The organism is Glutamicibacter sp. AOP12-B1-11, from assembly GCF_052379245.1.
Lineage (GTDB): Bacteria > Actinomycetota > Actinomycetes > Actinomycetales > Micrococcaceae > Glutamicibacter.
This window is the reverse complement of record NZ_JBQSYL010000040.1, coordinates 1-26,138: the sequence shown is the minus strand read 5'-3', so window position 1 is coordinate 26,138 and position 26,138 is coordinate 1. Positions and strand designations below refer to the sequence as shown.

Annotated in this window: 21 protein-coding genes and 1 riboswitch; of the genes, 10 read left to right on the top strand and 11 right to left on the bottom strand. The window is 60.6% G+C overall.

The genetic code is table 11. From position 1 onward, the window contains the following. Positions 1–504 (top strand): transposase (locus ACT3UQ_RS18050; RefSeq protein WP_444637655.1); only part of this gene is annotated, 504 nt, incomplete at its 5' end. 802 nt (positions 505–1,306) lie between these two features. On the opposite strand, the gene ACT3UQ_RS18045 is transcribed toward ACT3UQ_RS18050, so the two are convergent. The 4 genes from ACT3UQ_RS18045 to ACT3UQ_RS18030 all read right to left on the bottom strand — a co-directional run bounded on the left by ACT3UQ_RS18045 (position 1,307) and on the right by ACT3UQ_RS18030 (position 5,254). Continuing rightward, on the bottom strand, positions 1,307–1,432 hold the full coding sequence (locus ACT3UQ_RS18045) for a hypothetical protein (RefSeq protein ID WP_255248283.1): 126 nt from the start codon (positions 1,430–1,432) through the stop codon (positions 1,307–1,309). 305 nt (positions 1,433–1,737) lie between these two features. Beyond that, positions 1,738–2,829: an SDR family oxidoreductase gene (locus ACT3UQ_RS18040; RefSeq protein WP_444637654.1), complete on the bottom strand. Its 1,092-nt coding sequence runs from the start codon at positions 2,827–2,829 to the stop codon at positions 1,738–1,740. A gap of 705 nt (positions 2,830–3,534) precedes the next feature. Continuing rightward, positions 3,535–4,704 carry a glycerate kinase gene (locus ACT3UQ_RS18035; protein ID WP_105553941.1) on the bottom strand — a complete coding sequence of 390 codons (1,170 nt, stop codon included), beginning with the start codon at positions 4,702–4,704 and terminating at the stop codon, positions 3,535–3,537. Positions 4,705–4,813: 109 nt separating this feature from the next. After that, positions 4,814–5,254, bottom strand: a complete 441-nt coding sequence (locus ACT3UQ_RS18030; protein ID WP_096257478.1) for a MarR family winged helix-turn-helix transcriptional regulator — start codon at positions 5,252–5,254, stop codon at positions 4,814–4,816. 93 nt (positions 5,255–5,347) lie between these two features. Here ACT3UQ_RS18030 and ACT3UQ_RS18025 point away from each other — a divergent pair, with 93 nt between their 5' ends. From ACT3UQ_RS18025 to ACT3UQ_RS18015, 3 genes are all read left to right on the top strand, one after another. After that, positions 5,348–6,796 (top strand): MFS transporter, encoded by a 1,449-nt coding sequence (locus tag ACT3UQ_RS18025; RefSeq protein ID WP_105553942.1) that lies wholly within the window; start codon positions 5,348–5,350, stop codon positions 6,794–6,796. A gap of 194 nt (positions 6,797–6,990) precedes the next feature. Beyond that, positions 6,991–7,098, top strand: a riboswitch (TPP riboswitch). After that, the gene (gene thiC / locus ACT3UQ_RS18020) at positions 7,096–8,838 is read left to right on the top strand and encodes a phosphomethylpyrimidine synthase ThiC (protein ID WP_105553943.1); all 1,743 of its coding nucleotides are present in this window, start codon (positions 7,096–7,098) and stop codon (positions 8,836–8,838) included. (Overlaps the previous riboswitch by 3 nt.) A gap of 1,031 nt (positions 8,839–9,869) precedes the next feature. Then, a complete protein-coding gene (locus ACT3UQ_RS18015) occupies positions 9,870–11,375 on the top strand; it encodes a SulP family inorganic anion transporter (protein WP_105553944.1) in 1,506 nt (501 codons plus the stop codon). 18 nt (positions 11,376–11,393) lie between these two features. Here ACT3UQ_RS18015 and ACT3UQ_RS18010 read toward each other — a convergent pair whose 3' ends face one another. Further along, complete coding sequence (locus ACT3UQ_RS18010) at positions 11,394–11,858, bottom strand: GNAT family N-acetyltransferase (RefSeq protein ID WP_105553945.1); 465 nt, start codon at positions 11,856–11,858, stop codon at positions 11,394–11,396. A gap of 190 nt (positions 11,859–12,048) precedes the next feature. Here ACT3UQ_RS18010 and ACT3UQ_RS18005 point away from each other — a divergent pair, with 190 nt between their 5' ends. Both ACT3UQ_RS18005 and ACT3UQ_RS18000 read left to right on the top strand, forming a co-directional pair. After that, complete coding sequence (locus ACT3UQ_RS18005; protein ID WP_105553946.1) at positions 12,049–13,425, top strand: MFS transporter; 1,377 nt, start codon at positions 12,049–12,051, stop codon at positions 13,423–13,425. Further along, positions 13,422–13,844 carry a DUF1801 domain-containing protein gene (locus ACT3UQ_RS18000; RefSeq protein WP_105553947.1) on the top strand — a complete coding sequence of 141 codons (423 nt, stop codon included), beginning with the start codon at positions 13,422–13,424 and terminating at the stop codon, positions 13,842–13,844. Before ACT3UQ_RS18005 ends, ACT3UQ_RS18000 begins: the two co-directional genes overlap by 4 nt. 9 nt (positions 13,845–13,853) lie before the next feature. On the opposite strand, the gene ACT3UQ_RS17995 is transcribed toward ACT3UQ_RS18000, so the two are convergent. Then, complete coding sequence (locus ACT3UQ_RS17995) at positions 13,854–14,963, bottom strand: hypothetical protein (protein ID WP_096282686.1); 1,110 nt, start codon at positions 14,961–14,963, stop codon at positions 13,854–13,856. 238 nt (positions 14,964–15,201) lie between these two features. On the opposite strand from ACT3UQ_RS17995, the gene ACT3UQ_RS17990 reads away from it, so the two are divergent. After that, entirely contained in the window at positions 15,202–15,852 is a 651-nt protein-coding gene (locus tag ACT3UQ_RS17990) for a class I SAM-dependent methyltransferase (protein WP_105553948.1), read from the top strand. A gap of 181 nt (positions 15,853–16,033) precedes the next feature. Here ACT3UQ_RS17990 and ACT3UQ_RS17985 read toward each other — a convergent pair whose 3' ends face one another. The 5 genes from ACT3UQ_RS17985 to ACT3UQ_RS17965 are packed head-to-tail and all read right to left on the bottom strand — an operon-like array spanning position 16,034 to position 22,443. Further along, positions 16,034–17,518: a rhamnulokinase gene (locus tag ACT3UQ_RS17985; RefSeq protein WP_105569371.1), complete on the bottom strand. Its 1,485-nt coding sequence runs from the start codon at positions 17,516–17,518 to the stop codon at positions 16,034–16,036. Further along, positions 17,515–19,551, bottom strand: coding sequence for a bifunctional aldolase/short-chain dehydrogenase (locus ACT3UQ_RS17980; RefSeq protein ID WP_105569656.1), 2,037 nt, complete (start codon positions 19,549–19,551; stop codon positions 17,515–17,517). Before ACT3UQ_RS17980 ends, ACT3UQ_RS17985 begins: the two co-directional genes overlap by 4 nt. Before the next feature lie 40 nt (positions 19,552–19,591). Further along, the gene (locus ACT3UQ_RS17975) at positions 19,592–20,887 is read right to left on the bottom strand and encodes an MFS transporter (RefSeq protein WP_181148329.1); all 1,296 of its coding nucleotides are present in this window, start codon (positions 20,885–20,887) and stop codon (positions 19,592–19,594) included. Then, complete coding sequence (rhaI, locus tag ACT3UQ_RS17970) at positions 20,887–22,059, bottom strand: L-rhamnose isomerase (RefSeq protein ID WP_105569370.1); 1,173 nt, start codon at positions 22,057–22,059, stop codon at positions 20,887–20,889. The genes ACT3UQ_RS17975 and rhaI overlap by 1 nt, the downstream gene beginning before the upstream one ends. Before the next feature lie 48 nt (positions 22,060–22,107). Next, complete coding sequence (locus ACT3UQ_RS17965) at positions 22,108–22,443, bottom strand: L-rhamnose mutarotase (protein ID WP_105569369.1); 336 nt, start codon at positions 22,441–22,443, stop codon at positions 22,108–22,110. 238 nt (positions 22,444–22,681) lie between these two features. Between ACT3UQ_RS17965 and ACT3UQ_RS17960 the strand changes: the two genes are divergently transcribed. The 3 genes from ACT3UQ_RS17960 to ACT3UQ_RS17950 all read left to right on the top strand — a co-directional run. Further along, on the top strand, positions 22,682–23,719 hold the full coding sequence (locus tag ACT3UQ_RS17960) for a LacI family DNA-binding transcriptional regulator (protein ID WP_105569654.1): 1,038 nt from the start codon (positions 22,682–22,684) through the stop codon (positions 23,717–23,719). A 101-nt stretch (positions 23,720–23,820) separates the two neighbouring features. Then, the gene (locus ACT3UQ_RS17955; RefSeq protein ID WP_105553953.1) at positions 23,821–24,714 is read left to right on the top strand and encodes a LysR family transcriptional regulator; all 894 of its coding nucleotides are present in this window, start codon (positions 23,821–23,823) and stop codon (positions 24,712–24,714) included. Between the two features lie 166 nt (positions 24,715–24,880). Then, the coding region (locus ACT3UQ_RS17950) for an LCP family protein (RefSeq protein ID WP_444637653.1) at positions 24,881–26,138 on the top strand (1,258 nt) is incomplete at its 3' end.

The window sequence follows — 26,138 nt, the reverse complement described above, 5'->3', positions numbered from 1 at the left end:
TACCCGCCAGGTTCCCGCATTTATCTTCGGGCTGAACCGTTGCATCCCGGGGCGAAAGCCAGCCTGTTTGATACGGACGGGAATAGAGTCACCGCGTTTCTGACGAACTCTCCACGCTACGACCCCGCGTTTTTGGATGCCCGTCACCGGGCGCGCGCAAGGTGCGAGAACAGGATCAAGTCTTTGAAGGCCGCGGGACTTGGGAAATTGCCTTTCACGTCGTTTGCAGCGAATCAAGCGTGGGCGAACCTGGCAATGTTTGCCTATAACCTGACTGCGTGGTTGCAGCTGGTCCTCCTGCCAGTTGGGCATGAAGCAGTCAGCTGGGATGTGAAAAGGTGGCGGTACCGTGTGTGGTCCATGGCTGGGAAGCTGACCAAGAGTGGCCGCCAACCCAGGTTGCTGATCAACCAGAAGGCACCGGAGTGTGGATTGGTCTTGTCACTCCAGGAACAGATCACCGGGTTGCGTCAGCGATGGTCAGGCAGGCCGCTGCGAACCTGAGCTTTCAAACGGTGGTTTTGGTGCTTCGAGTCAAGGGAAGGCATGGTTCCGGTGCGTGGTGGCCGGCGCTGACGTCAGCGAAAGGACGGTCTTTGGCGTACCAGAATTCAGGAAACCCACCGGAAGTCCGGCGTGATACCGATCCGGTGGGCTTGAGAGTCTCCATGAAAAATCTGGGCTAGGAATCTGGCCCGAACATTCCCGTCAGGAACGCGCTATTGTGCCGATGGCGCCGCATAAAGAATTGCGTCGAGTCGAGGCCAAGACTCCTCAGCCCGAGCCACTAACCCGTCTCTTCAATGCATAAATAAAAAATAATGTCCCGCCGAAGGCTTTGCCTTCGGCGGGACATTATCAAAAAGTACTACATTGCGGGGCTTTAGCCGCCGAGCCCACCGAGAAGGCCGAGAATGATCTCCAAAAGAGTATTGACCAGATCCATGATTCCTCCAGAAAGTGCGATGTGAATAAAAGTCCACGTTATCAACGGGTGCTGATGTAAATAAAACTAACAGTGGACGAGTTTCCTGCGGTGAATATTCTCAATTATTACGAGTTTTATTCTTTGAATATCTAACTAACCTCAGGTAAACATCATAAATCAAATAAATTTCACCGTGTCAATAATACTTAAGTAGGAGCCCAAAAGACTCAGCTTCTCCCTGATCGATTCATGGAAGTGACTCTTGCGAACGTTCTAGTTAAGCCAGTTGATCCATTGGGTTAACAATAACTTTCATGTTCTTGCTCAGCCGATGGAACCTGGAATTCCAGTGAAGTTAAGTACCCAAACCTGCTCCGGCTACAGTTTCGTCATGAACGGGTGGCCTTCGGTGAAATGATCATCGCTCGACTCCATAAACTCGTTCTGATGCTGTGCATCTCGCTCGTCATTGACCATCGCTACGAGAACCTCTTCGTACGTCAACAGCGCATCGTGCCGAGTTTTACGTACGTCATTCCCAGTTCTGTGCACAAAACTGGGAATGACCCCGCCCTCAGCTCAACCGCCATATTTCTCCGCTGGAGAACTACGCCCCGACGCCGGCCCGCAATCCCGCGAAAATTCCCACCTACGGAGATTCCGCTTTCACCAGCCTTTGATCCCCCGCCCAGGCCGGTTAAATGCTTCGATAACAGCGCATTCCCAGCTGCTGCGCCTGTTTATTCTCGACGTGGACGGCTAAGCCGTTGCGGCGACGCTCGTCTCTCTGGCCCAGAGATAGGCACCACTTAGGGGATGAGTTGATCCACGCGATAGCGGTCGAACAGCGCCACGAAAGCATCAAATGTTCGACGATACCCGGTAAAGCCAGCCACCCTGCTCTTCCCCATGTCTGCCACCACTTCTATGTTTCGCCCTAGGTCACCGTCGGTGTGCCACCACGAAGCCATGCGACCCAGCTTTTGTTCCGCCAACCCGTGCTTCAGCGCCAACTCGCTCCACTGCCTTTCCCGGCCGCTCATGGCCTGCTCGAGAGGCCGAGGCGCCTGTTGGTAGCCTTCCCATTCAACTCCAAAGTGCGCGGCGAGCTTCGGCCACATCCAGCGCCACCGAAAGACATCGCCATTGACGATATTAAAGGCCTCATTGGCGGCGCCAGGGGTCGTCGAAGCCCAGAGCATATGCTCTGCAAGCAGACCGGCGTCTGTCATGTCAGTCAGCCCGTTCCATTGCATTTCTGAGCCCGGGAAGACGAACGGTTCTCCCGTTTCCTTGCACAGCGTTGCTTGCGTGGCGAGCGTGAGCCCCATATTCATTGCGTTTCCCACAGCATGCCCAATGACGGTGTGCGCGCGGTGCACGGACCAGGTGAATCCCTGCTCGGCGGCCGCGGCGAACAACTCGTCTTCTTGCGCGTAGTAGAAGTTCCGAACGGGCAGCCGCGGTTCTTCTTCATGGAACGGAGTATCCGGCATCTCGCCGGCGGCGTAGGCTTCGAAAGGGCCAAGGTAGTGCTTTAGCCCCGTCATCAGAGCCACATGGGCAACCGGCTTGTCCCGCAGCGCGGCCAAGAGAACTCGCAACATGCCTGCGTTGACAGTGATGTTCTCTTCCTCAGAGTCCTGCCGCGACCAAGCGGTGAAGAAGATGTGCGTCGGATGTTCAGGAGCGAGAACGGCCGCCACTGATTCAGCCGAAGTCAGGTCCGCGGAAAGCCAGCGCACTCCGTCGCGATCAGCCCCCGGCCTGCGGGACAAGGCAATAACTGGCCATCCTGCGGTGGCGAGGGTCTCCACAAGTGCAGATCCTGCGATGCCCGTCGCTCCAACCACGAGCGCTGTGCGTTGTTCACTCTGTACCGATTTGTCATTGATTGCCATACTGGTGCCAAGCTACGATGCAGGCTAGATATTCCCGGCTGTCCGCCCGGTCGCCTGCTCGGAGCAATCCAAAAGATTATTCATCCGCGCGCGCCCACCCTGAGCGACTCGCTTCTGAAGCTACGCCACTCCCCACCTCGGCATCTCAGACTCGAAAAATTGGCCTCAAAAACAGCTGAATTTCACGGTTCCTAGCTCCATACACACCACGACTTCCGGGCCGACCCAGATTGTTCGCCCTAGACTTCCCCTCCTACGCAACCAACTACGTCCTGAACTACGCGTTCAGGAAGCGGACGGTTCGTGCGGAGAACAGGGGAGCCTCGCCGCGCCGTTACACAACAGTTCACCGGCCCATCGCGCATCGCGATCCAGGACCGAAGCAAGAATCTCTGCATGCTCCTGTTCAATATCGCGTTTCACGTCACGGGCATCTGGTCCTGCGCAACGCCCATGAAGCTGGATCCGGACCGAGGCGTTTGTGTCGGGTCCGTCTGCAGCGGCACACCACGGCCACTCGCCCAATTTGTTGTGAAAATCTTGGTGTGAAGGATTCAACTCAGGTGTGTAATCATTCGGGTCTTCTGCCGAACTACGCGGGGAGCCATGCGGACAGTGGCGAATATTACGAGGAGCCGGTGCGCGTGATCATGAATGCCGGATTGCTCAGCGCCGATCCGGCAAGCGCCCGAATAGGCGCCTACTTTAATGCAGGTAAGTGCGCGCCACCTGATATGCGGTGCGCCGGATGAGCTCCAAAGCCTGCGATGAAAGCTCATCGAGATCGGCCGGGCCCTGTGCTATCGAATAGGCTGCGAGAATTCCCGACTCGGCGAGCAGCTCCTCGGCAAGGTCTACGGATCCGGCGATCACGATAATGTCTGCATCTCTGCGCGCAGCCTGCAGCACCCCGCTGACCACCTTGCCCTGCAGGGATTGCGAATCCAGGCGCCCCTCACCGGTAAAGACCAGCTGCGCGTCGGCAAGAATCTGGTGCGCGTTCAAAGCCTGCGCTACCAGTTCCCACCCGGGCACGAGCTCAACCTCGCAGTAAGATCCAAGGCAGAGCGCCAAGCCGCCGGCGGCTCCCATGCCGGGCTGCTCGCGCAGCTTTCGACCGGACGCGGTTTCCAAGGTGTCAGCGAGCCGAGCCAGTCCCGCATTCAGTGCTTCCACTTCCTGGGGCGAGGCGCCCTTTTGCGGTCCGAAAACCGCGGCGGCCCCGTTTTCTCCCAGCAACGGATTGGTGACATCGCAGGCGATCTGCCATTTGACTCGAGAAGCTCGCGAATCCAGACCGGAGATATCGATGCTCGCCAGGTCGTTCAGCGCACCACCGCCCGCAGCCAATTCTTTGCCCTGAGCATCGAGGAACTTCGCACCCAGAGCTGCGAGCAATCCAGCTCCGCCATCGGTGGTGGCCGAGCCACCAAGACAAAGAATGATTCGCTGCACTCCAAGCTCCAAGGCTTGAATGACAAGTGGGCCCAGCCCAAAAGTGGTGGCTTGAAGTGGTTGCCGCGGTACGTCACTGACCTGGGGCAATCCCGCGGCTTCCGCTGCCTCGATCACGGCGGTCGTTCCATCTGCAGACAACCCGAAACGCGAGTTGACGGTCCTGCCCAGCGCATCGGTTGTTTCAACGACCTTCGCTTCGGTTCCCCAAGCGTCGATCAACGCATCGAGGGTTCCCTCGCCGCCATCGGCAAAGGGAACGGCGGTGATCGATACCGTACGGGCCACAGAGGTAGCAGCCGCATTCACCCCTGCGGCGATCGCGTCCGCGACTTCGCTGGCCCGGGCGCTGCCTTTGAAGGAGTCCGGAACGATTGCCACATTTAGTGGTTGGGCCGCGGCTGGCGTGCGCTGTGTCATGGACTCAACATTAGGTGCTCTTGAATCCCGGGAATATAGGCAGGCATACATACTTTTGAGCACCAGCGAGCTGATTTATATGCATTACGCACCCTTGACGCGTAGCCGACTATTTACCGCCCTGCTGTTCGCGGTAGTCCTCGATTGACGCGTTGAACTTATGCAGAAGTTCTGCGAATTTGTTGACTTCTTCGGCCGGCCAATCCGAGGTAATGCGGTCGATTGCGCTGACCGAATGCTCGCGAACCTCCGTGAGCCGCTGCTGCCCCAGTTCGGTCAAGGCAAACTTTCGCGCAACACTGCCCGCCGGATCGAGGATTCGTTCGAGATAGCCGTCCCGCACAGCGGTGGTGGTTTGACGTTGCAGGGTCGAGGCGTCGAGGAGAAAAACCGTGCTCATTTCACCGATCGACATCGGCCCCTGGACTTCGATGCGGCTCATCAGCAGATAGACGCTGCGATCCAAGCCATCACCGCTTCGGCGCTGCGCGATGGTGTAGCGGCTGAGCAGCGTTTGCTCATACTCGATATCTGCTGTGCGGCGTTTCATGTACCTAATTCTCCACTTCTACTCATTCGATCATACCCGAACATGTATTATGAACATTTTATGTATCTTACACATTCACTCTGAGAGGCTCTCGTGTCCAAACCCACCTCTGCCGGGATTCCCGGCTCAGGTCTAGCAGTCGCCGTTCTCGCCTCCGCGGGCATCGCTTCGTCGATCACCCAGACCATGGTCACGCCGCTGATCCCACAGCTGCCCGGCATTTTTGATACCTCAGCCTCAAACACCGCGTGGATCATCACCGCCACGCTACTTGCAGCCGCGGTGGCAGTACCAATTTCCGGGCGCTTGGGCGACCTCTTTGGCAAACGGCGCATGCTGCTCATCCTGGCGCTGCCACTGATCCTCGGTTCCATCGTGTGCGCCATGGCCCCCACGGTGGAGGTCATGATCGTCGGCCGCGCACTGCAAGGCCTAGGCTCGGGCATGGTGCCACTGGGCATCGCCATGCTGCGTGACCTTGTCCCGAAGGAACGCCTGTCTTCGGCCATTGCCACGGTCAGCGCCACGCTGGGCGTCGGTGGCGCCATCGGCATGCCGATTTCCGCCGCCGTCATTGATTTCGCCAACTGGCGCGCCCTGTTCTACGGCAGCGCGGTAGTCACGCTGCTGGTAGTTGTCGCCATCTGGAAACTCATTCCTGCCCTGCCGGCCGGCGCCGCCGGACAGCGCTTCGACTGGCTGGGCGCCATTGGGCTGGGCATTGGCCTGATCTCGCTCATGCTTGCCGTCTCCAAGGGCTCCTCTTGGGGCTGGGCGGCACCGCTGACGCTGGGCCTGTTCGGAATGGCCGCCCTCACGCTGTTGATCTGGGGCATTTGGGAAACACGGACCAAGGATCCGCTGGTTGACCTGCGCACCGCTGTTATTCCGCGCGTGCTGCTGACAAATATCGCCTCGATTTTCGTCGGCTTCGGAATGTACGCCAGCATGCTGGTCATGCCACAGATCCTGCAGCTGCCGTCGCAGACCGGCTATGGCTTGGGCCAGTCGATTCTCGCAGCCGGCCTCTGGATGGCTCCAGGCGGCCTGATGATGCTGGTGCTCTCCCCTGTCGGCGGGCGGCTTTCCGACGCACGAGGCCCGAAGTTCACGCTGGTACTTGGCGTTTCGGTCATCGCCGTCGGCTACTGCCTGACCCTGCTCGGCATGGGTAGCGCGTGGAGCCTGATGCTCACCAGCCTCGTCATCAACGGTGGTGTGGCTCTGGCCTACGGCGCCATGCCGGCGATCATCATGGGCGCAGTCCCCCGCAGCGAAACGGCTGCGGCCAATGGCTTTAACACGCTGATGCGTTCGCTGGGCACGACCACCGGCGCCGCGGTCATCGGCCTGGTGCTGGCCCAGATGACCACCGATTTCGGCGGAGCTTCACTACCGTCAGAATCCGGATTCCGCGTGGCGCTGATACTTGGAGCTGGCATTTCCGTGGTCGCGGCAATCTTGGCGGCCTGCATTCCCAGCGCCGCGAAGAAGACCGCGATCGAAGTCGACGCGTCGCAGGAACTCAGCCTGAACAAGTAGTCACCCCGGCTCTTCGGAATTGCCGAGTTTATGCTCAGCTTTGACATAGAAACCCCGGGTAATGTCGTAGACACCTCCTTGAAGGTGCGAGTGATGATCGTAAGGCTCCCGTTGGATATTGCCCAATGGGAGCCTTTCACTTTAAAGTTTCTCGTCTTCCTTGCAAGTCCACGTTGTCAGTCGTGATACCTTGTTTGAGACCACACGGGTGCCCTCGCAGGGGCTGAGATCGGGCTAACGCCGTCCGCGACCGTTGAACCTGTCCGGGTAATGCCGGCGAAGGAAGTGAGTTTCCCACAGTGGAACAATTTGAACAGCACTCTGCCCACACCCTTGCCTACCGTGAGTCTGAGGGAATTTCGGTTCCTGTCACGCAGATCCAGCTGGCAGATGCCCCCAACGGCGAGCCGAACGAACCGCTGCAGGTGTACCGCACCAGCGGCCCGGGGAGCGACCCGACCACGGGGCTGAAACCATTTCGAGAGTCGTGGATTCGTGAGCGTGGAGATGTCGAGACCTATGCCGGGCGTGAGCGCAACTTGCACGATGATGGCAGATCCGCGGTCCGCCGCGGCACGGCGAGCGCCGAATGGGCCGGGCGCTCGGCACCACCGTTGCGTTCGGCACCCGGGACTCGGGTCACCCAGATGCACTACGCACGGCAAGGGGTCATCACCCCGGAAATGCGCTATGTGGCCCTGCGCGAAGAATGCGATGTCGAGCTGGTGCGCAGCGAGCTAGCGGCCGGCCGGGCAATCCTTCCGGTGAACATCAACCATCCGGAATCCGAACCGATGATCATCGGCAAGGCCTTCTTGGTAAAAATCAACGCGAACATCGGCAACTCGGCGGTGACCAGCTCGATCGCCGAGGAAGTCTCCAAACTCCAGTGGGCTACCAAATGGGGTGCCGACACGGTGATGGACCTTTCCACCGGCGACGATATCCACACCACCCGTGAATGGATCATCCGCAACTCGCCGGTTCCCATCGGCACCGTCCCGATCTACCAAGCACTAGAAAAGGTCAACGGCGAAGCGAACGAACTGACCTGGGAGATCTTCCGCGACACGGTCATCGAACAGTGCGAGCAGGGCGTGGACTACATGACCATTCATGCAGGTGTGCTGCTGCGCTACATCCCGCTGACCGCCAACCGGGTCACCGGAATGGTCTCCCGCGGCGGGTCGATTATGGCCGGTTGGTGCCTTGCGCATCATCAGGAGAATTTCCTTTACACCCACTTTGACGAACTCTGCGAGATTTTCTCTCGTTACGATGTCGCATTCTCCCTGGGCGACGGGCTGCGTCCAGGCTCCATTGCGGACGCGAATGATGCGGCCCAGTTCGCCGAGCTGGATACCTTGGCGGAGTTGACCAAGCGTGCCTGGAAATATGATGTTCAGGTGATGGTCGAAGGCCCCGGGCATATCCCTTTCCATCTGGTGCGCGAGAATGTGGAACGCCAGCAGGAGCTTTGCGACGGGGCGCCGTTTTACACGCTCGGCCCGCTGGTCACCGATATCGCTCCGGGATATGACCACATCACCAGCGCAATCGGCGCGACCGAAATCGCCCGCTATGGCACCGCGATGCTCTGCTACGTCACGCCCAAAGAGCACCTGGGCCTGCCCAACCGGGATGATGTGAAGACCGGGGTGATCACCTATAAGATTGCGGCGCACGCGGCGGATCTCGCCAAGGGCCACCCGGGCGCCACGGCGCGGGATGATGCGCTGAGCAAGGCGCGCTTCGAATTCCGCTGGAATGACCAGTTCTCCCTTTCACTGGACCCCGTTACGGCGCAGGAGTTCCACGACGAGACGTTGCCGGCGGAACCAGCGAAGACCGCGCACTTCTGCTCAATGTGTGGCCCGAAATTCTGCTCCATGCGGATCTCCCAAGACATTCGGGATGAATATGGATCCGCCGAGGCACAGGCTGCATTGGCCGGGATGGCTGAGAAAAGCCGGCAGTTCCTTGAAAGCGGTGGCAAGGTATATGTCGGGGAAGAGATACCTGTTGGACCCGGCACGCTCTAGAACCGGGAAACCCGAAGCGCAGCCAAAGTGCCTGCACAGAAAGCGCGCTTAGAGTTACAAGTACCTCATTGAAGGTGCGAGTGATGATCGTAAGGCTCCCGTTGGATTGTATCCAACGGGAGCTTTTCAATTTTGGCCGTTCAACCCACTGTGCGGCACGAGCCCGGCGGTTCCCACCCAAGGCCAGGACTCTGTCGACGAAATGATCGGCAAACTTTTCCGGTCGCTCCGGTGTCGATTGCCGAGCGGGCCGACAAGACCTTAGACTCAAAATTCCGCGCTTGCCCGAGAAGCTCCAATAGCCAACACCCAGATCATTTACTCGGTAGTTCTTTTTCTTTCGCCTCCAGATGGATCCTAGGTCCCGGCGCCAGGTAGTTCGACTGCAAGCTACCCGTTGCTTGAATACCGAGCCAAACCAAAGCTCCAGCATAGAGTCGTATCTTAGAGTGGAATTACCTCATTGAAGGTGCGAGTGATGATCGGGAGCATCCCGCCGGGCAACCGGCGGGATGCTCTTGTTAATCGGCAAGATAATCCTCGTCAGCGGGCCGATAGTTGATTGTCGGGTTATCTCGCGGAATTACTCAGCTCAAGCACAGAGTCGACTCTTAGTCTGGAGTTACCTCATTGAAGGTGCGAGTGATGATCGTTAGAATTCCCGCCGGCTTAGCCGGCGGGAATTCTTGGTTAAGCCGGGCGCCCTCGAGCGGCGAGGCATTTCGTAAGAAAACGGTGGTGGCAATTGGGCTCCGACCATGTCCCTCACGCCCACACCACGGTGCACACGAGCTTCCCGGGTTGAAAATCCCACACCGATCGCCAACAGAAATAAAACGTTGTCCACAGAGGCAGCGTAGTTCGGGGCATCCATCGGGGCCCTAATCGAAGATTGCGTTTGGGGCTGCTCGCCTCGGACATGTAGTACGCATCATGCACGCGGCGCTGGCTGAGGCTTCGGCAAATGAGATAATTTTGTCAGGTCCCCTCCGCATTTTCGATTCGGGGATGTCTAACTGAATGGAGCCCTTATGGCGACCGTGGCCACCGACCTGTCCCCGCTAGAGCGCCAATCCGTATGGCGCACGCTGAAGTCTCCGAGGCTTCTGAAGACCGAGCTGCTCGCCGGGCTTGTGGTCTCCCTAGCTTTGATTCCGGAGGTAATCGCCTTCTCGATCATTGCCGGTGTGGATCCCCGAATCGGTATTTTCGCCTCGTTCACGATGTCGATCGTGATCGCTTTTACCGGTGGCCGTCCTGCAATGATCTCCGCGGCCGCCGGCGCGGTGGCCCTCGTGGTTGCTCCCCTGGTGCGAAGCCATGGGGTGGACCATCTGTTCGCCGCGGTCATTCTGGCCGGAATCTTTCAGGTCGTCCTCGCCCTGCTAGGTGTGGCGAAGCTGATGCGCTTCATCCCCAGACAGGTGATGCTCGGCTTCGTCAACGCCTTGGCCATTCTGATTTTTCTCTCACAGATGCCCGAGCTAACGGCAGTGCCGTGGGTCGTCTACCCGCTGGTGCTGCTCGGTCTCGGCATAGTCTATTTCTTCCCTAAGATCACCAAGGCGGTTCCCGCCCCGCTGGTCGCGATCGTGGTGCTGACCCTGATCACCGTGTTCGCCAAGGTCACCGTGCCTACGGTGGGAGACAAGGGAGAGCTGCCCGATTCGCTGCCTTTCTTCATCATCCCGCAGGTTCCCTACACCATGGAGACCTTGAAGGTAATCGCGCCCTATGCGTTGGCAGTCGCATTCGTTGGCCTGCTGGAATCGCTGCTGACGGCCAAACTCGTAGATGACATCACCGACACCCCGTCAAGCAAGACCCGAGAATCATGGGGCCAGGGGACCGCCAATATCGTGACCGGATTCTTTGGCGGAATCTGTGGCTGCGCCATGATCGGCCAAACCATGATCGGGGTGAAGGCCTCCGGCGGGCGTACCCGCATATCCACCATGTTCGCCGGCGTATTCATGCTCTTGCTTGCAGTGCTCTTCGGCGACATCGTGGCGCAGATACCGATGGCGGCGCTCGTCGCGATCATGATTTTCGTGTCGTTCACGACGTTCAATTGGCACAGCATCCGCCCGAGCACGCTGAAGATGATGCCCAAGAGCGAAACTGCGGTCATGGTTGTCACCGTGGTCTTCACCGTGGCCACCAACAACCTGGCCATCGGTGTGGGCCTGGGCGTTCTCACCGCGGTGGTGCTCTTCGCCAACCGGGTGGCGCATTTCGTGACGGTCAAACGCAGCGTCACCGGGGTGGAAGACGGCCAAGCGGCCATCTACACCGTCGACGGCGAATTGTTCTTCGCTTCCTCCAACGACCTCTACACCCAGTTCGACTACGCCGGGGATCCGCAACGGATCATCATCGATATGTCCGCCTCCCATCTGTGGGACGCCTCCACGATCGCAGCGCTGGATTCCGTGACGGATAAATACGAGAAGTACGGCAAGCAGGTTCAGGTACTGGGCCTCAACGAGGCAAGCCTGAGAATGCGTGAGCGTTTGGGCGGGAAACTCGGCGGCTAAGGCGCAGCAGCGCCCGATTCAGTCGAGCCGATGATGCATGAAGACGCTGTGCGGGTCCTCGGCATAGGAACCGAACGCTTCGCAAACGGTGAACCCGGCCGAAGCATATAACTTGCGGGCAGGAATGAAATGATCGTGTGTTCCAGTCTCCAAATAGAGCTCGCTGATGCCGGTCGCACGGGCCTGCCCGATCAGACGTTCCAGCATCGCGCGGCCTAATCCCCTGCCGCGGTGCGCCGCTGCGGTGCGCATGCTTTTCAACTCGGCTCTCGACTTGTCCAGGTTCCGCAACGCCCCCAAGGCTACGATCTGGCCTCCGAGGTAGCCGGCAAATATCTTCATGTCATTTTCCCCGAGCTGTGTGCTGTTCAGCGCGTGCCGGCTTTCCGGCGGCGCGGTCGGGCTCAGCTCACGCAAGTGCTCAGCGATCGATAAATCCACGGCCGGATCGGCGGCGCTGACTTGCCTGAAGATGATTTCCATATTCATAGCCTTGCAACATCCGATGACAACCTGATTTCCCGGATGTGACCTGCCGAATAATTATTTGCGCGAAGGCAAGTGAGCCAACAAGTTCTGTTGCTCCCTATCCGACCCGCTGACATTGTCGGTAGTTGTCAGTATTCTTTTCACTACTACACACTGGCGCACCATATGAACATGGGACCCTCCGATGACCGATGTACCTCCGGATCGTGAACTAGACTCGATCGCGCCGAACCCAGGGGTTCCACGCGACGGGCAGCGATCCTTCATGCATATCCTCGTCAACACCGCCGTAGCAAACCTCACCACGAGCTACTTGTGGTTTGCGCTGACGTTCTGGGTCTACCTCGAAACCGAAAACGTGATGGCCACCGGAATCATCGGCGGTACCTTCATGCTGCTGATCGCGCTGTTCTCCATGGTGTTCGGAACCATCGTGGATAACCACAAGAAGAAATCGGTGTTCGTGTTCTCTGCGGTGTTCACCGCTCTCATGTTCACTTTGGCAGCGTTGATCTACCTGTGGTTGCCCACCGAAGCCATCCTGAATATCGGCGGTTGGCAATTCTGGTTGTTCTGCGGCGTCATCCTCATCGGCGCCGTGGTTGAGCAGATGCGTGGCATCGCCTTGTCGACCACCGTAACCCTGCTGATTCCCGTGGAACGCCACGCCAACGCCAATGGGCTGGTCGGTACGGTGCAGGGCATCGCATTCATCGTCACCAGCGTGTTCAGCGGGCTGTCCATTGGCCTGCTGGGCATGGGGTGGACGCTCACCCTGGCGTTGGTTCTGGTCGTGGTGACGCTCGTACATTTGCTGACGGTATCGCTGCCCGAGGAAGCACCCGAGGTGGAACCGGGGCATACCAAGCGAACCGACCTCAAACTCGGATTCACCACCGTTCTGGCTATCCCGGGCCTGTTCGCCCTGATCATTTTCTCCATGTTCAATAACTTCATCGGCGGGGTCTACATGGCGCTGATGGATCCCTATGGGCTGACCATCATGAGCGTAGAAGCCTGGGGCATCGTCTTTGGCCTGGCTTCGACGGGGTTCATCATAGGCGGCCTGCTCATCGCCAAGTTCGGCTTGGGCAAGAACCCGATTCGAACCCTATTGCTGGCCGTGGTGGTGATGGGCATGCTCGGTGCGCTCTTCACCATCCGAGAATGGACCTGGCTCTACATCGTGGGGATCTGGTTGTACATGATCCTGATCCCGGCGGTTGAAGCTTCCGAGCAGACCGTGATCCAGAAAGTCGTGCCCTTCCGGCGGCAGGGACGGGTCTTCGGGTTTGCGCAGATGATGGAGGCCGCGGCAGCGCCCATCACCGCATTTATGATCGCCCCGGTGGCCCAGTACCTGATCATTCCGTTCATGAAGACCGAAGAGGGCGATGCAAGCTTCGGTTGGCTCGTTGGCCAGGGCGATGCACGAGGTATCGCGCTCATCTTCCTCGGCGCGGGACTAATCATGGTGGTTGTGGCCTTGCTGGCCATGAGCAGCAAGCAATACCGCAAGCTCTCTCGAATTTTCCAAGCGCCCGAACCGGTGACCACGTGAGCACCGCGAAAACCCGACCTACCAACGCAAGCGTGGAGGACTTCATCCAGTCGGCCACCCCGATAAAACGACGCGAAGACGGCCAACTGCTCAACAGCATCTTTCGCGAGGTCACAGGGGCTGAACCGGTTCTGTGGGGGCCATCGATTGTTGGCTACGGGCAGTACACCTACGTCTCACCATCAAACTCCAGGAACACCGGAATCTGGCTCAAGACCGGTTTCTCTCCCCGCAAGGCGCAACTGTCCATCTACGGGTTGAAAGATCAGGAAGCTGGCGCACAACTGCTCCCCCGGCTAGGAAAATACACCGAGGGAGCAGGCTGTGTTTACGTGAAAAAGCTGGAGGATATCGACATGGAGATTCTGCGTCAGCTCATCAAAATTGCTTTCGCCAGAGCGGAGGATTCCCCGGAGTAGCCGGCAAGCCTATTCCGATTCTTCGATCAGGCTCTCCGCTTCGCTCAGGCCTGCAGAAATGACCGGTAGCAGTCGCTCGTCAACACCGTACTCTTCGCCCTTGACCTGAAGCAGTCCAAACGCTGCTAGCGAGGCCAGTGCCTCACGAGCTTCGGGAAGAACCGCGTCGAAGTTCTTCGGACCGCAATTGCGGCGTAGCCCTTCGAAGTCAGCCTCACGGCCGGTGACGGCGGTGACCAGCAGATTCCGCAGCACCAGGAAGAATGCTTCGTCGCGTTCGGTGAAGGCATCGTTGGGGATCAGGTGGCTTTGCACGCAGCCGACGCCCATCTCGAAGAGCAGCTGCGCGCTCTCGGATTCTTCGCCTTCGACAAAGTGCGCGAAGGCCTCTTCGTCGCGAACGATCTTGCCGCCGGAAGGGTCAACAACTGAGAGTATGGCCGCGTTCCAGACGTGGGCGAACACATCCGGGGCTGGCTCGTCGACCTTCACCGTCGCCGCGTCCACACCGACCGCGTTCATCACGCGAACCCGTGCCTCATTGTCGGCTTCGCTGAACGCGCTGATGTCCACGCCGTCTCCCAGAGCTTCGGAGAAGGCCTTGACCTTGGCGTACAGTTCAGTGCCGCGCAGCAGTGCGCACAGCTCCGCGTCTTCCTCGGCGAAACCCTTCAGCGCGTCGTCGAGCAGTTCACGTAGTTCGGTGAGGTTCTCTTCCCCGCCTTCCCAGGTTCCACGGGAGGTCAGGAAGGAGAAGTAGTCCAGCCAGGCGGTGAAGATTGGCTCGGCTTCGAGGCCCTCAGGCAGGTTCACCAAGAATTCGGCGAATACCTGTCCGAAGAGCTCTGGGTCGATATCTCGCAGATTGGAGCTGCGCGCCAGTTCGGCATATTCGGCGCCGACCGAGCGCACCACGCCCAGCTGGATCTCAGCGATCTGAGCGGCTTCCGCGGCGCCGAAGGCCGGCACGGTTTCGGTGACCCACGCGGCGTAGTCCTCGCGCATCGCATCTACCGAAATTTCTGCCTGGACTTTGAAGACGCTGCGGCCGCGCTGTGCTGCTTTTGCGGGGTTTCCTGCGCCCGAGTTCTTCTTGCCCTGCTTCTTTTTGCTGGCCATGAAATGTCCTTGGTTCTTGTGCGGATTCGTTTTGTTAAAGCCTACGGGCTGAGCCCGGCTCGCACTCATTCGCTCCGCATCCACCGGGGTGCGAATTATCTCGAACTTTGGCTCTCCACGAGTGAATTTCATCGATTGCGATCCCACTTTTTGCGCGTGAGGCAAATTCGGATGCCAGCATCGCGGAATCACCTTAGGCTGAAGGCATTACTTTCAATGATCGCTAAGCGGGGACTCAATGCACGAACACCACCACACCACAGCACCGGACGCGGTGGCCTTCTGGGAGAGCCACTACGGACAGTCCGAACGGATCTGGTCCGGGAACGTCAACAAAATGCTTGCCGAGATCGTGGCAGATCTTCCCTCGGGCAGGTCTCTGGACTTCGGTTGCGGAGAGGGTGCAGACACCATCTGGCTGGCGAACAAGGGATGGCAAGCAACCGGTGTCGATATTTCTGCGACCGCGGTTGAACGGGCACGCTCCGCGGCAAAGGAGCAGGGACTCAGCGAGAAAGACGCCAGCTTCATCGCGGAGGATCTCACCACCTGGGACAGCGAAGAGCGATTTGACCTGGTGACCCTGAGCTTTTTCCAAGCCCCCTTCGAAATTCCGCGGGCAGAAATCATGCAGAAGGCCGCCTCGCTCGTAGCCCCGGGCGGGCATTTGCTGGCGGTTTCGCACGCCGCGGCCCCCTCCTGGGCCTCCAACGAACAAATGGCTCAGCATCGATTCCCCACCCCGGATTCCGAGCTGGAATCGCTGAGCCTGGACTCGAATGCGTGGACAATCCTGCGAGCCGAAATTGTCGAACGCGAGGTCACCGATCCCGACGGCAAACCGGCGACCTTGGAAGATACTGTCGTATTTGTGCAGCGCGGCAACTAGGCACGGTCAACACACTCGCCGAAGGCAGCCGCCGAATTTGCGGCTGCCTTCGTTTGCGCCAGTTTTGTCTCACGGCGCATTAAAGTACAAGACCTAGCAAATGAAGAAGATCTTCGTTCACTAGGTCTTGGCACTATTCATGGGCAATGAACAGCGCTGATACGAGATGCCCACACGGATCTCATACCAAGTTTTTTGCCAGCCTGGGTTGGTAGCTCACCCAATCAACAGATTTTCGTACCAGCTCACGCACTTCCCCCGTGGTCCAGGGGCGCGATTCCATGGCACGCAATTGCACCAGCACATTGCCCAGGGCCGTGCATTCGACCGGTCCGGCGATGACCGGGATTCCCGCACGATCGGCGGTACGCTGGCAGAGCAAACTGCCTTGCGAACCACCACCCACAAGGTGAATCGCGTCAGGCACAAACCCGCCAAGTGCTGCGGCCCTGAACGCCTGGGTGGCGAAGCTCTCGGCGAGGGACTCGATCACGATTCGAATGATCTCAGCTCGGGATTCCGGCTTCTTGCCACCTGCTTCGATGACCGCGTCGCTGATCCGTTCGGGCATTGCCCCCGGAGCCAGGAAGCTATCGGCCTGCGGGTCGATGAGCGTGCCAGGGACCCCCAGCTGTTCGGCCTGCGCCAAGAGCTGCTCCAGCTTCACGCTGTCGCTGCCGTCGGTTTCGGCCTGCTCATTCCATTCTCGTATTGCCTCGCTGAGCAGAAAAGTTCCGGTCACATTCTTCAGGAATCTGACGGTTCCGTCGAGGCCCAGCTCGTTGGTGAAACCCGCTTCCTGCGCACGTGGCTCAAGCACCGGCGACTGGAGCTCAACCCCCACCAATCCCCAGGTGCCGCACGAAATATAGGCCGAATGCGCGCTCGCCAACGGGGTGGCCGCCACGGCGCTTGCCGTGTCGTGCGAGGCGACAGCGAGCACCCTGACCTCAGCGTGGGCTCCGAACTCGCGAGCCAGCGATCCACGCAAGTTTCCGACCACTTCACCTGGGCGAATCAAGGGAGCTAGCAAGCTAGCGACTTGCAAATGCTCGCTCAGTTCCGCGTCCCACGTCCCGGAGTTCAGGTTCAACAGCCCGGTGGTGGAGACATTGGTCCACTCGCTGCGCGCCATTCCCGTCAACAAATAGTTGATGTAGTCCGGGACCAAGAGCAGCGTATCGGCTTGGGCCAGCCGGGATTCTTGCCGTTCGGCTTCCAGCTGATACACCGTATTAAAAGGCAGGAACTGCAAGCCGTTGCGGGCAAACAACTCCTTGCGGTCAAAGCTGGCTTCCAGCGCCGGGACGGCGAGCTCATTGCGCGGATCCCGGTAGTGGCGTATCTGCCCCAGACGTTGCCCATTTTTCAGCAGCGCATAGTCCACCGCCCACGAGTCCACGCCGATGGAAGCGATGTCGGGATGCTGGGCGAAGGCCATCGCCAACCCGTGGCGAATTTCTTCCCACAGCTGGTCGATGTCCCAGGCCAGCGCCCCGGTGTCCGCCCCGTCTCCCAGCGTGGACAGCGCAACCGCGCCGTTGGCGAAGCGATGCACCAGGCTGAGTTCGACCTTGCCGTCCACCAGACGGCCGAGCATCACTCGGCCGCTGGTGGCGCCCAGGTCGATCGCCGCAACCGGCGCGGTGCCCAAATACGAACTCATCGCAGGAAGGCCGCCGCAACGCCCGAGTCAACCGGGATGTGCAGGCCGGTGGTGCGGGTCAGTTCCGGACCGGTGAGCACGTAGACGGCGTCGGCCACGTTTTCCGGGACCACTTCGCGCTTGAGGATGGTGCGGTTCGCGTAGAACTGGCCGAGGTCTTCCTCATTCACTCCGTAGGTGGCGGCGCGGTTGGCGCCCCAGCCCGAGGCGAAGATGCCCGAGCCGCGCACCACTCCATCGGGGTTGATACCGTTCACGCGGACCCCGTGTTCGCCCAGTTCCACGGCCAGCAGGCGCACCTGATGGGCCTGGTCGGCCTTGGTGGCCGAGTAGGCGATGTTGTTCGGGCCGGCGAAGACGGAGTTCTTCGAGGAGATGTAGATGATGTCTCCGCCCATGCGCTGGTCGATCAGCGCCTTGGCCGCCGCCTTGGAGACCAGGAAAGAGCCCTTGGCCATCACATCGTGCTGCAGGTCCCAGTCCGCTTCGGTGGTTTCCAGCAGCTTCTTGGACAGCGACAATCCGGCGTTGTTCACCACCAGGTCGATACCGCCGAAGGCGAGCACCGCGGCGTCCATGGCCGCCTGGACGGCGGCGCCATCGGCCACATTCGCGGCGACACCGACGGCCACATCGGCGTTGCCCAATTCCGCGGCCGCGGCCTGCGCCTTGGCCAAATCCAAATCGGCAATGACTACGCAGGCCCCCTCGGCGGCCAGCCGGGCGGCGATCGCCTTGCCGATGCCGGACGCGGCGCCGGTCACCAGGGCGATGCGCCCGGCGTGGCTCTTCGGCTGAGGCATGCGGGCCAACTTGGCTTCTTCCAGCGCCCAGTACTCGATGCGGAACTTCTCCGCGTCGGAGATCGGGGTGTAGGTTGACAGGGCCTCGGCGCCACGCATCACATTGATGGCATTCAGGTAGAACTCGCCGGCCACGCGAGCGGTCTGCTTGTTGGCGCCAAAGGAGAACATGCCAACGCCGGGGATCAGCACGATCAGCGGATCTGCACCGCGGATGGCTGGGGAGCTTTCATCCTTGTGGGCCTCGTAGTAGGCCTGGTAATCGGCACGGTATTCCACGTGCAGGTCGCTCAGGCGGGCCAACTGCTCCTGAAGGGTAGCGGTGGCCGGAAGATCCAGCACCATTGGCTTGATCTTGGTGCGCAGGAAGTGGTCCGGGCAGGAAGTGCCCAGTGCGGCAAGTTCGTCTAGTTTTTCGCTCGCCAGGAAATCAAGGACTCGCTCATCGTCGGTGAAGTGGCCAATCATCGGCTTGTCCGTCGAGGCCAGACCGCGCAGGGTCGGGGCCAGGGCGGCGGCGCGAGCCCGGCGTTCGGCTTCCGGCAGTGCTTCGAATCCGGGCAGCTGGGCACCGAATGGCTGGGCCTTGCCGTGTTCGCGGATATAGTCCGCCGCGGTGTCGATGATCCACAGCGAGTTGGCTTCGCATTCCTCGGACGTCTCGCCCCATGCGGTGATGCCATGTCCGCCGAGAATGCAGCCGACTGCGTTCGGGTTTTCATCCTTGATTGCGGCAATGTCCAGTCCCAGCTGGAAGCCCGGGCGGCGCCAATCAACCCAGAGCACCTTGTCACCGAAGATTTGCGCGGTCAGCTCCTTGCCATCCTTAGCGGTGGCGATGGCGATGCCGGAATCCGGGTGCAGATGATCCACATGGGGCGCATCCACCAGGCCGTGCATGGCGGTATCGATAGAGGGTGCGGCTCCGCCCTTGCCGTGCAGGCAGTAGTCAAAAGCCGCCACCATCTCATCTTCGCGGTCCACGCCCGGGTAGACCTTGGCCAACGAGCGCATCCGGTCCAGCCGCAGGGTCGACAGGCCCTTCTCGGTCAGGGTGCCCAGGTCTCCGCCGGATCCCTTGACCCAGAGCAGCTCAACCTGTTCTCCGGAGACCGGGTCGGACGCGAAGCCCTTGGCCGAGGTGTTGCCTCCGGCATAGTTGGTGTTCTTCTTGTCCGCACCGAGGCGGTTTGAACGGGTAATGAGCTGTTCTGCGGTGCTGATGGTCATGGTTTCTCTCGACATGTCTGTGTTCAATCCTTGAGTCGTATTAGGCGTTGATCTTGGTGCCGTAGCGCTGGGCTTCGATTTCTTCGAGGGACTTGCCGCGGGTTTCCGGCGCCCAGATGGTGCCGATCAGCAGGGCAACTACCAGCAGGCCGATGATCAGCAGGCCGAGCTTTTCCAGCCCGATGCCGGAAAGCAGGACCGGGAAAACCAGGGATAGCAAGCCGACCAGGACGCGGGCGAGCATGAACAGCACGCCCTGGGCGCTGGCGCGGTATTTGGTGGCGAAGAGTTCCGCGGTCCATAGGCCGTAGAAGGCTTGGGCTCCCAAACCGGCGGAAATGCCCCAGGCGCAGGCGAAGAACAGCAGCGAGAAGGCTCCCGGAGGGGCGAAGATCAGCACAACCCAGGCGGCAACGCCCAGGGCGGCTCCGCCAAAGTACAGCCAGCGGCGCGAGACGCGGTCCCCGTACTTCATGAAGCCGAAGTAGGTGGCGGCCGCGGTGAGCACCCAGACCAGAACCTGCAGCAGGTTCTGCTGCGTGGCCGATTCGACGCCGGCCGCCGCGTACACGCGTGGCTGGAAGATGCCGGCCTGGCCGGCCACGGTATTCCACAATCCATACACCCCGAGCAGGAAGAACAGCGCCGACCAGTTCTTGCGTTCGGCCAGCAACCCCTTGACGCCGGAAAAGAAGGAGATCTTGGCTCCGGAGGCGATTTCTTCGGCGCGCTGCTGCTTCCAACGGGTGGATTCGGGAAGCCCGCGGCGCACCCACCAGGTGATGGCGGCGACGATGAACAGGTGGAAGAAGATCAGCCGGGACCCATTCACTCCTAGTGGTGCAACCATGATGGCCAGGGCAAAGCCGACCGCCGGTCCGAAGGACCAGGCCAGCTGCGCGGTTCCCACGTGGGCTGCGCGCGACTCCTGCGGAGCCTCCTCGGCAATGTACGTCCAGGAAGCCGGAACTCCGGCGCCCACCGCGATGCCCATGAGGATCACACCGATAATCAGCAGCACGGTGCTGGCGGCGAAGGTAATCATCAGCGCACCGACCATGAAGACGATCAGGTCGTAGGTGTAGATGAATTTGCGGCCCAGCCGGTCGCACAATGGGCCGCCGATCAGCGCACCCACCGCGGCACCGAAAGCGTTGGCGGAGATCGCCGCGATGACCCCGACCATGCCGTCATCAAATCCGAAGGCACCCTGCCAAAGGGTCAGGCTGGTGGCCAAGGCAATAATTGCCCCGGCTTCGATGTAATTGCTCATGGCCACGGCAATGGTGGCTTTCCAGCCGCTGATGCCGCGCTTTTTCGTCAGTGCCGTAGTCATCAGGCACCCCACCCCGCCTGCACGCCGCCGGCGCGTTCGGCTTCGATGCGGCTCTGGTAATCCGAGACGCGAAAGGCCTCCATCGGGTCGCCCGGCAAGCCACGCGATTCACGCCAGCTGGCGAGTTCGCTGCGAATATCGGTGTAGAAGGCGTTCATGAAGATGTCGTTGGCGGCCAGCACATCGCCGGCGAGCTGCGCCTCGGTCAACGCAACCCGGTCGATGAGCAACGCCCGAGCGGTCATTTCCTGCACATTCAGTACGCTGCGGATCTGGCCCAGGATCTTGTTTTCCACGTTGTGGCACTGATCGAGCATGAAGGTGATCGGGGTATCGACATCCAGCCCGCCGCCGCGGGCCACCTCGGCCATGATGCGGAAGAGCTGGTACGGGTCGGCGGAGCCGACGATCAGGTCATCATCTGCGTAGAAGCGCGAGTTGAAGTCGAAGGAGCCGAGCTTGCCCAGGCGCAGCAGCTGCATCACGATGAACTCGATATTGGTGCCCGGGGCATGGTGTCCGGTGTCCAGGCAGACCAACGCCCGCTCGCCGAGCGCGGCGACCTGGGCGTAGGAGGTGCCCCAGTCCGGAACATCGGTGTGATAGAAGGAGGGCTCGAAGAACTTGTACTCAAGCACCAGGCGCTGCTCGCCGGTCAGCCGCGCGTAGATTTCGGACAGCGAATCCGAAAGCCGGTCCTGGCGGCCGCGCATATCTGCCTGCCCCGGGTAGTTCGAGCCTTCGGCCAGCCAGATTTTCAGGTCTTGGGAGCCGGTGGCGTCCATGACGTCTACACACTCGATATGGTGGTCGATGGCCTTGCGGCGGACTTTCGGATCTTCGTGGGTCAGCGCGCCGAACTTGTATTCGTCGTCCTGGAAGGTGTTGGAGTTGATGGTTCCCAGTTCCACCCCGAGCCCGTTCGCGTGGGCGCGTAGCGAGCCGAAGTCCGCCACCTTATCCCACGGAATGTGCAGGGCCACGGCCGGAGCCAGTCCGGTCAGGCGGTTGACCTGCGCGGCATCGGCGATCTTCTCATAGGCATCGCGTGGGGTGCCCGGGGTGCCGAACACTTTAAAGCGGGTGCCGGAGTTGCCGTAGGCCCAGGAAGGGACTTCGATGGCCAATCGTTCAAGGGTGGTCAGGATCTCGGGGGTCAGCTTAGCGCCCATGGATCTCTCCATTCTTCGGTGGTGGAATTGGTTTGCCGGTGTCGCCGTTTAGAGCTGGGCCAGCTGGTCTTCGAGGTTGAATACCTCGCTCAGGCGCGGCGCACCCTGGTCGGGGCGCCCGTCGAGGGAGATGAAGAACTCGGACATTTGCGCTTCCCAGGCCGAGGTGCGTGGATCCGCATCCAGTGCGGCTTGGGCGGCTGCGTCGTCGGCGGTTTCGTAGTAGCCGATCAGCAAGCCATCGGCGCGAAGAAAGAGCGAGTAATTGCGGCGTCCCGCGTCGTTGATTGCCCGCAGCATCTCTGGCCAGACGGCGGCGTGGCGTTCGGTGTATTCGGCCAGCCGGTCCGGCTTGACCTGCAGCTGAAAACAAACCCTGTTCATGCGTTGCCCTCTTCGTTGAATGCTTGTGACGCTGAGTCGGTGATGATCGACCCAAAATGAATCGTTTCAATCACCGAACTTCACCGACTTTAGACCAGAACATGGCTCAAGTTCAAGCAGAATCCAAAAATCTGCCAAAATTAATTGAATCCATTCAATCTCGCGCCCTGTGGCAAGCCGAGCGGGCGCCGCACGATATACTCGGGAGAAGACCATCGGGGCAAAGGCGGGAAACTACGTGTCGGTAAGCGTGAAGGAAGTCGCTCGCGAGGCAGGTGTTTCGGTCGGAACGGTCTCCAACGTACTCAACCGCCCAGAGGTCGTCGCACCGGCGACGGTTCGCAAGGTCACCGAGGCCATCGACAAGCTCGGATTTGTGCGCAATGACGCCGCCCGCCAGCTGCGGGCCGGGCACAGCCGCAGCTTCGGGCTGGTGATCCTCGATGCCCGAAACCCGTTCTTCATGGACGTCACCCAGGGAGCCCAGCACCGAGCCCTGGAAAACGGCTACACGGTGCTGATGGGCGCCAGCGATAGCTCGCTGACCACCGAACAGCAGCTGCTTGACCTATTTGACCAGCAGCGCGTCGCGGGGGTGCTCATCTCCCCCATGCACAGCGATCTGAGCCGGCTTTGGCGCATCCGCGAATCCGGCACCCCGGTGGTCTTGGTGGACCGCGGAAGCGGCGACCGCAGCTTCTCCTCGGTCTCCGTCAACGACGTGGAGGGCGGCCGAATCGCCGTCCAGCACCTTGTCGAGCTGGGACGCAAGCGCATCGCCTTCGTCGGCGGGCCGCAGAGCATCGAACAGGTCCGGCATCGCCTGGAAGGCGCGCAGTCGGTCATCGCCGGCGCTTCGGATGCATCCCTCGAATATCTGCCAACCAAGCAGCTGAGCGTCATCGAAGGCCGCGCCGCCGGAGAACGCATCGTGGCCATGGCGCCCGGGCAACGCCCGGACGGTGTTTTTGCCGCCAACGACCTACTGGCTCTAGGCATCCTGCAGGCATTTGTGATGTCCGGGAAGCTGAAGGTTCCAGAGGACATTGCGCTGGTCGGATACGACAACATAGCTTTCGCCGAGTCGGCGGTCGTCCCGATCACCACCGTGCGCCAGCCGGCCGAAGAAATCGGGCGCACCGCGGTCGATGTCCTGTTGCGCGAAGCCGAAGCGGGCGAAAATGCGGTCCGCGAGCAGTTTGTCTTCACCCCGAAGCTGGTCATCCGCGCCTCCACCACAGGCACCGCCAACGCTCCTGCGCCTTCCCCCAGATAATGCCGCAGGCAGGTGTTGGAGCTCGGTGGAGCCCCGGAGCATGCTAGCGTTTCCCTGCAATCACGCCAGATGCAGTCATAGTTCAAAGGGACCTCCGATTCATGGCCACTCACCTCAACTCCAGCAATATTTCCCTAGCTCAGATTGCGGCCGTTATCACCGTGGTGGACTATGGATCCTTCACCGCCGCGGCGGATATCCTCGGAATTTCCCAGCCTTCGCTGTCACGCAGAATTCGAGCGTTGGAGCAGACCCTGGGCATGCCGGTCTTCCGGGCCGCGGGGCGGAACATGCTGCTCACCGAAGCCGGGAGGAGCATCATCCCGGCCGGGCGGCGAGCCCTGCGCGAGATCTCCTCGATCGACGCGCTGGCTTCCTCAACCCGGTCGCTGGATTCGGGCTCATTGCGCATCGCGGGCCTGCCCTCGCTCATTGCCGGAGTCCTTCCGGAATATCTCGGCCCGTTCCACCGCAATCACCCCGGGATCCAAATCGAAATAGTCAGCGTCGAGGATCACGAACAGCTGATCGACTCGGTACGCCTGGGACGCGCAGATCTCGCATTCGGCGTGGACGAGCGGATCCCCGCCGACCTTCAGACGCGCTTCGTGCGCAAGCAAAGGTTTACGGCGGTCCTTTCCACCGATTTAGCGCATACCGTGCGCACTGCGTTGGACTCCGAACTGCTCGGCGGGCTCACGCTGGTCACCTTGCCGCAGGGGACTTCCACCCGGCTGATCACCGATGAGGTCTACCGAAATCTCGGCGCCACCGCGCCACGCATCATCACCACCACGCAGCGCGACGCTCTGGTCCAGCTGAGCATCGCCGTTGGCGGAATCACCATGGTTCCCCAGGTGCTGGCCAGCACCGCCGAAGTCTTCGGCGGGCTGCAGGTTCCCTTGGCCGCCGATGCCGGACGGCCCATTGGTGCGATCTTCCGCAAGGACTCGTTCAAGAACCCCGCCCTGGAGGAGTTCCTGGATCACCTGTGAGACGCAGATCTCGCGGAATCTGCGCTCCCGCGGAAAGCCCGGGGTGGCGGGCAGATCCATAGGGAAAATACATGGGTCCGCGCACTTTGGCTATTGGCGCGGTCCGTGCCTTGCATGGTCGGCTGGTGTAGATATTCCCGCCTGACTTTCGCAGGAGACCTGAGCTATGACCCATCAGCGGCCCGCAACGCCCACCAGGAAAAATTCTCCGCGACGCAAGCGCAATTTTCGCATCATCGCCGCGGCGCTGGTCCTGGCACTGGTCGTCGGAGTCGGAGCCGCCTGGTTCCGGCTTCAGGGAAATATCTCCACCGCCGCGATGCGCGCCACGGAGCAGCGGGTACCCGATTCCAGCCGGGGCATGAACATCCTCCTGCTGGGGTCGGACAGCCGGACCTTCAGCTCAACGGATTTCGGCAAGGACAACGGATCGGCGCGCAGCGATTCCATGGTGCTCGTTCACCTGGCTGCCGGCAATGAGCGCATCGACGCGGTACAGATCCCGCGCGATACATTGCTCGAGATTCCCGCCTGCGAGGATACCGGCCACGGACATTACGCAGGCGGTCACGGGATGATCAATTCGGCACTGAACTACGGCCCCGCCTGCTCGGTCGCCGCCGTTGAATCCCTGACCGGCGTGGATCTCGACCACTTCATCGAGGTCAATTTCGAGGGCTTCATTTCCATCGTTGACGCGCTCGACGGCATCGACGTGTGCCTAGCCGATCAGATGCAGGACCCCAAGGCGAATCTGGATCTCCCGGCGGGCAACCAAACGGTCAAGGGAGAAGACGCACTGGCCTTGGCCCGCACCCGGCATGCGGTCGGGGACGGCAGCGATATCGCCCGCCTGGGCCATCAGCAGATGGTGATGTCGGCCGTCGTGCAACGGGCCACGAGTCGTGAAACGCTCACCCGGCCGGACCGGCTGTATTCCTTCCTGGATGCGGTCACCTCATCGATGACCGTTGATCCGGGACTCAGCTCGCTGGCCAATCTGGCCTCCTTGGCCACCCGCATCCAAGCGGTGCCCACCGGGGAAATCACCTTCATGACCATGCCTTGGCAGCCGGCTCCGCAGAACCGCAACCGCGTTGTCCCCGCTCCCGAGGCGTCCACGATCTTCGAGCGGTTGAGCGCAGACACCCCGGTAAATCTAGGCGATAAAGAGAGCTCGAAAGCAGAAGCGGCGCCAGCGGCCAGCTCGCGCGAGGCTGCCGTGCGAATCACCAACGGCGCGCGAGTGAATCAGCTGGCATCGCAGTTCGCTGCCAAAGCAACCGCGCAGGGCTTCTCGATCTCCGAAATTGATACCGCCGAAGCTCCCCAGGCGGCAACGCGGCTGCTGGCCGCCGACACCCAGGAAGCCCGGCAGACGGCCAAGGCCTTGGCCAAGGAACTAGACCTGGATCTTCGTCCGG

Excerpts from the sequence above, each read along its gene's own strand:
- ACT3UQ_RS18040 (WP_444637654.1), bottom strand. The coding sequence starts at position 2,829 with ATGGCAATCAATGACAAATCGGTACAGAGTGAACAACGCACAGCGCTC.
- ACT3UQ_RS18035 (WP_105553941.1), bottom strand. The coding sequence starts at position 4,704 with ATGACACAGCGCACGCCAGCCGCGGCCCAACCACTAAATGTGGCAATC.
- ACT3UQ_RS18030 (WP_096257478.1), bottom strand. The coding sequence starts at position 5,254 with ATGAAACGCCGCACAGCAGATATCGAGTATGAGCAAACGCTGCTCAGC.
- ACT3UQ_RS18015 (WP_105553944.1), top strand. The coding sequence starts at position 9,870 with ATGGCGACCGTGGCCACCGACCTGTCCCCGCTAGAGCGCCAATCCGTA.
- ACT3UQ_RS18010 (WP_105553945.1), bottom strand. The coding sequence starts at position 11,858 with ATGGAAATCATCTTCAGGCAAGTCAGCGCCGCCGATCCGGCCGTGGAT.
- ACT3UQ_RS18005 (WP_105553946.1), top strand. The coding sequence starts at position 12,049 with ATGACCGATGTACCTCCGGATCGTGAACTAGACTCGATCGCGCCGAAC.
- ACT3UQ_RS17995 (WP_096282686.1), bottom strand. The coding sequence starts at position 14,963 with ATGGCCAGCAAAAAGAAGCAGGGCAAGAAGAACTCGGGCGCAGGAAAC.
- ACT3UQ_RS17990 (WP_105553948.1), top strand. The coding sequence starts at position 15,202 with ATGCACGAACACCACCACACCACAGCACCGGACGCGGTGGCCTTCTGG.
- ACT3UQ_RS17985 (WP_105569371.1), bottom strand. The coding sequence starts at position 17,518 with ATGAGTTCGTATTTGGGCACCGCGCCGGTTGCGGCGATCGACCTGGGC.
- ACT3UQ_RS17980 (WP_105569656.1), bottom strand. The coding sequence starts at position 19,551 with ATGACCATCAGCACCGCAGAACAGCTCATTACCCGTTCAAACCGCCTC.
- ACT3UQ_RS17975 (WP_181148329.1), bottom strand. The coding sequence starts at position 20,887 with ATGACTACGGCACTGACGAAAAAGCGCGGCATCAGCGGCTGGAAAGCC.
- rhaI (WP_105569370.1), bottom strand. The coding sequence starts at position 22,059 with ATGGGCGCTAAGCTGACCCCCGAGATCCTGACCACCCTTGAACGATTG.
- ACT3UQ_RS17965 (WP_105569369.1), bottom strand. The coding sequence starts at position 22,443 with ATGAACAGGGTTTGTTTTCAGCTGCAGGTCAAGCCGGACCGGCTGGCC.
- ACT3UQ_RS17955 (WP_105553953.1), top strand. The coding sequence starts at position 23,821 with ATGGCCACTCACCTCAACTCCAGCAATATTTCCCTAGCTCAGATTGCG.